Source organism: Halobacillus sp. BBL2006 (assembly GCF_000786645.1).
GTDB lineage: Bacteria > Bacillota > Bacilli > Bacillales > Halobacillaceae > Halobacillus.
This window is the reverse complement of sequence record NZ_JRNX01000463.1, coordinates 1-5,373: the sequence shown is the minus strand read 5'-3', so window position 1 is coordinate 5,373 and position 5,373 is coordinate 1. Positions and strand designations below refer to the sequence as shown.

The 5,373-nt window shown below is 43.8% G+C and carries 5 protein-coding genes; all 5 read right to left on the bottom strand.

Annotation, left to right across the window (positions count from 1 at the left end):
• A partial coding sequence (locus LD39_RS13750; RefSeq protein ID WP_035548030.1) for an AMP-binding protein occupies positions 1 to 390 on the bottom strand: 390 nt, incomplete at its 3' end.
• A 72-nt stretch (positions 391 to 462) separates the two neighbouring features.
• Positions 463 to 1,281 carry a 1,4-dihydroxy-2-naphthoyl-CoA synthase gene (menB, locus tag LD39_RS13745; RefSeq protein WP_035548027.1) on the bottom strand — a complete coding sequence of 273 codons (819 nt, stop codon included), beginning with the start codon at positions 1,279 to 1,281 and terminating at the stop codon, positions 463 to 465.
• A 60-nt stretch (positions 1,282 to 1,341) separates the two neighbouring features.
• On the bottom strand, positions 1,342 to 2,139 hold the full coding sequence (menH, locus tag LD39_RS13740; RefSeq protein WP_035548025.1) for a 2-succinyl-6-hydroxy-2,4-cyclohexadiene-1-carboxylate synthase: 798 nt from the start codon (positions 2,137 to 2,139) through the stop codon (positions 1,342 to 1,344).
• Positions 2,139 to 3,875, bottom strand: a complete 1,737-nt coding sequence (gene menD, locus LD39_RS13735; RefSeq protein WP_035548020.1) for a 2-succinyl-5-enolpyruvyl-6-hydroxy-3-cyclohexene-1-carboxylic-acid synthase — start codon at positions 3,873 to 3,875, stop codon at positions 2,139 to 2,141. Before menD ends, menH begins: the two co-directional genes overlap by 1 nt.
• Entirely contained in the window at positions 3,875 to 5,266 is a 1,392-nt protein-coding gene (locus LD39_RS13730; RefSeq protein WP_035548017.1) for an isochorismate synthase MenF, read from the bottom strand. The genes menD and LD39_RS13730 overlap by 1 nt, the downstream gene beginning before the upstream one ends.
• Positions 5,267 to 5,373: the final 107 nt, after the last annotated feature.

Sequence of the window (5,373 nt, the reverse complement as noted above, 5' to 3'; positions counted from 1 at the left end):
GACGTATTTCTCGGATAAATCGGGAGCTTCACTCACCGCCTGTTCTGCCTTTTCTACAAGCCCCTCTCCTATGAATAACCACGCGACATCTGCATCCACTAATTGGAAGGTAAGTTCTTTTGGAGTCAGCCTCGTATTCAATAGCACAGCAGTCGCACCAATATAGCTGATCGCATGGATGAAAATAGGGTACTCTTTTTGATTATTCATAAGAAGCGCGACATGATCTTCAGCTTTAACCCCCTCTGCCTTCATATTTGCTGCCAGCGCTCTGCTTTTGTTACGCAGTTGTGAAAAACTCATAGAAAAACCATCAGGTTGTTCAATGGCTGTGTGATTCGGATTTAAATCATATTGCTTTTCAAGCCAATGAGGAATCGTTTCGTTCAATTAAGATCCCTTCTTTCTTTTAAATTTAATAAAGGGACACTCCTTCTGAAGGAATGTCCCTTGGCCTTTCCATTATGGAAAACGAGGAAACTTATCAAAGTCAGGTTTTCTCTTCTCCTTGAATGCGTCACGACCTTCTTTTGCTTCTTCAGTAGTGTAGTAAAGCAATGTAGCATCGCCGCCCATTTGCTGAAGACCTGCCAGCCCATCAGTGTCTGCATTAAAGGATGCTTTTAAGAAACGTAATGCGGTTGGAGATTTTTCAAGCATTTCTCTTCCCCATTGCACCGTTTCAGCCTCTAGTTGGTCAAGTGGAACAACAGTATTGACAAGACCCATTTCTTCAGCTTCTTTCGCCGTGTATTGACGGCAAAGGTACCAGATCTCACGCGCTTTCTTATGCCCTACGATACGCGCAAGCAAACCAGCACCATATCCCGCATCAAAGCTTCCGACTTTAGGGCCAGTTTGTCCAAAAATAGCGTTGTCTGCTGCTATCGTCAGATCACACACAATATGTAAGACGTGACCTCCACCGATTGCATACCCGGATACCATCGCTACTACTGGTTTTGGAATGACGCGAATCAAACGCTGTAAATCCAGCACATTCAAACGTGGAATGTGGTCATCCCCTACATAACCGCCGTGCCCTCTTACTTTTTGATCTCCGCCGGCACAGAATGCATCATCGCCTACACCCGCAAGAACAATCACTCCGATTTTGGAATCATCTCTCGCATAGGCAAATGCATCAATCAACTCGTGTACGGTTTGTGGACGAAAAGCATTACGAACTTCCGGTCGATTAATGGAAATTTTAGCGATCCCCTCAAAAGTTTCGTATAAAATATCTTCGTATTCGCGTTCGCGAACCCAATCAAAAGACATATAAAATCCTCCTTGAATTTGTATAGTGAGTTTCTTTCATGAAACGCTTGCACGCAATTACTATTGTATCATGAAGTCTTCTACAATTTTAGCAAAAATACTTGGTTCTTCGAGATGTACAGTATGACCTGCTTGCTGTACAGAAATCCATTCTGCCTCAGGAAGTTCTTTCATCATTCGCTCATTAATGCTATGGAATTTGGTATCCTCTGCCCCGGTGATAAGGAGAACCTCTGCTGTTATCGAACCCAGTCGGTCCCACCATGAAGGCTGCTTCCCAGTCCCCATACCAAGCAGTGATTCTGATAGTCCTTTTGGATCCTGACTGAAACGCTCTTCACGCAGTTTATTTTTCGCTTCTTCTGACAAACTTATCTGCGACTGGAAAAGGGGGATGTTTTCCCACATCTTCACAAATGATTCAATTCCATCTTCCATCACTTTTCTAGCCAAACCTTCATCCTGAGCCTGCCTGGCAAGTTGATCTTCAGATGAATCCAGCCCTGGGGAAGCGCTCTCTAAGATTAGCTTATCGACCATTTCAGGATACAAAACTGAAAACGATAAGGCCGTCCTCCCCCCCAAAGAATATCCAAGAATGTTGACCTTATGGAAATTCATTTGTAGCAGCAGTTCATGAAGATCACGGCAAAACTGCTCCATGGTCAGTACTCCGATTGATCCTGTATTTGCGTGCCCGGGGAGATCGATTCTCACGATTTGAAGAGATTCCGAAAAATCCTGAATCACTTCTTCATACGTGCGGGTGCTCCCTGTAAACCCATGCAGCATTACGAGTACTGGGCCTTCTCCACTTTGCTCGATCCAATAGGTACGGCCACGCACAGTTTTATACATTACTCGTCACTCCCGTATAAGGCCGCTTCTTTTACACTTTCCCATTTGGCTTTATGAAAATCCACATGATCGTTACGACTGGTCAGGGCTTCAATAACAAAAATTCCATCGTAATGCTGACTCTGTTCTAAAGCTTGTTTATAGTCTGACCACGTCTCCACCTTTTTATGGGTTCCACCAAACATTTGAATGGCATGCGAGAAGTCAAGATTAACAGGGGTCCCAAATAATTCTTCAAAATGCTTTTCTTCATTCACTTGAGGAAGATATGAAAAAATCCCTCCGCCATTGTTGTTAATAACAACAATCGTCAATGGAATTTTATAATGTTTAGCCATCCACAATCCATTCAAATCGTGGAAAAAGGAAATGTCACCGAGAAGAAGTGTTGTCGGTCGCCCGGAGACGGCTGATCCTATCGCACTGGATACAACTCCATCAATTCCATTCGCCCCTCTGTTGGTAAGAATCCTAATATCCTTTGGTGTAGACATAAAAAAGCTGTCAACATCACGAATAGGCATACTATTTCCTACAAATAAATTAGAACCCTCTGATAGAGATTCAGACAAGTAAACGACAGCATGTCCTTCATTTAACGGTTCTTCCGGTTCTTTTAACATAAGATCCTTAGCTGTTTTATTAAGGTTTTTCCACTTGTTTAGCCAATCTGTTTCAAGGCTTCCCTCTGCTAATTGATCAGCCAGCTGTTCACACAAGAGTACCGGATCAGACCAAATGAATTGGGCTGAAACCCCTGCAGGCTCCCGATAACTATTATACGAATCGACAATCAAGTGATCGACTTCGCCTCCTAATTTCTGTACCCATTTTAAATAAGCCTTTGAAACAGGCATGGCGCCAAATCGAAGGATAAAGTCCGGTTGGAGGTGTTCCTGCAATTCAGTAGATTTCAGTATAGCATCGTAGTTTTCCACGATGTTCCTTTTATCATGTTCTCCTGACCTAAGACCAGAAAGAGGATCGGATAGAATCGGAACCCCTAATCGTGAAGCAAGGGTCGTTATCGGCCCCGCCAGACTAGAATCATTAAAAGGACCGACAACGATGACACCTTGTTGATTATGATTCAACCTTTCTGTCAGCTGCATCATTTCTTCCTTCGTCAATACCGATTTGCCTGCAGCGGCTTTTGGTATGGGGGTTGCAGCATCACGCCATAACCCGCCTAAAGTGAAATCTGGTACAAGAGGTTCTCTGAAAGGCATATTCAAATGAACAGGACCTTTTTTTCCACCTACACTTTCCTCTACAGCACGAGCTGCCTGTCTTCTTGCATACGTATGAAGACCTGGCTCAGGTAAAGCCATATCCTTATACCAACACACATATTGACCAAACATATGGGTTTGGTCAATTGCTTGCGGGGCACCTACATCCCTTAACTCATGAGGACGGTCAGCCGTCAATACGATTAATGGCACACGACTGTAGAAAGCTTCTACAACCGCAGGATAGTAATTAGCGGCTGCCGTACCAGAAGTGCAAACGATCGCTACCGGTTTTTGCTGCTCTTTCGCCATCCCCAGGGCAAAAAAGGCAGCAGATCGCTCATCTAAATGAACCCAATGCTCAATGTCCCGATTTTCAGCAAACGCCATCGCCAAAGGGGTTGACCTTGAGCCCGGTGATATGACGACATTCTCGATTCCTGAAAAAGCAAGTTGATCGACAAAATGAGTAACATATTTAGTTAAAGATTCCACGTGTTCCATTAACATCCCCCTAAAACAGACAGCATCGGTTTCAATTTGACAGCCGTCTCCTCATACTCTGCTTCAGGATCAGAGTCTTCGACTACCCCGCAGCCGGCGAATAAAGAAGCACTGTCATGTTGGATTAACGCTGAACGGATAGCAACAGCAAATTCTCCATTATTGTGATCGTCAAACCATCCAATCGGTCCCGCATACCACCCTCGATTCAACGTTTCGTGATGACGAATATACTCGACTGACTCTTTCTGTGGCATTCCACCTAAGGCAGGCGTAGGGTGAAGACGTTCAATGACATCAAGAATTGTATACCCCTCATCTAAAGTAGCCCGTACAGGTGTATATAAATGCTGTAGATTTCGAAGCGGATAGAGCACAGGCTCTCCCGGAATATGAACGTTTGTAGAACATGCCTCTACCGCTCCTCTAATCATTTCAACAACAAATTGATGTTCTGAGCGGTTTTTTGGATCGTTTAAAAGGCCTTGACCTAAGTGATGATCCTCTGCTTCCGTTCTACCTCTTGGAACGGTTCCGGCTAAACAAGTGGAGACCAACTCACGCTTTTCTACCTTCGCTAATCGCTCTGGTGTAGCGCCAACAAAATACTCCCCTTCACTTTCAAAGGCAAATATATAGCTGTTGTCTTGGGTTTCTGCCAGGGCCTGTATAACCGCTGCAATCTGAACAGGCTCTTGAAATGAAACACGCAGTTCACGGGCAAGAACTACTTTCTCTAATAAGTCTTTTTTAATGTCATCGGTAGCAGCTTTAACAGATCTTTTCCATTCTTCGGGTGAAACTTCTACAGCTTTTGTCCGCTCTGGCAAGCGAAGGTCTCGCTGTGAATAGTTTAAAATCTTTTCACGGTGGTCAGCAATCTGATTAACGATTTGCTGTTGATGATCCTCTGGGAAAATCAACACGTTTGTTGTGAGAAACGATTGACCATTTTTATTCGTTAAAAGGTAGGCTGGAATCGTCATTTGACTATCCGGAAAAGCTTCCCAAGGCGATGACTCCCCCTGTTGAGGATCAAAGCTGAACCCACCTAATGCAACAATTCCAGTTCCCTTTTCGCCATACCGGTTATAAATAACAGCATGTTCGCGAATTTCATTCCAAAGGGATTGAACCTCTCTAAATCGACGTTCATTTGTCGCAAACAGTTTGCTAGCCGTACCAATACCCACCAAGGTGAAATCCTCTTCAGCACTTTTCCAAAACAAACGGTGATCATCGACTGCTTGACCATTGTCCATGAACTGGTAAGGGTCGTTATAGTCAATCTGATCGACTACGCTTATCAACTGCGGCTCTTTATACTGGCGAGCTTTTGCAATAGCTTCGCCGATAATCTCCTCTATTTGAGATGTCTTTGTATGAAGCATAAAAATTTCCTCCCATTCATTTAGGGACGTTCTAACTATATCTGAATGATTTTCGTATCATTATGAAGTCTCTAAACGTGCATCTCTCTCTATTTTATTCTCTTTTT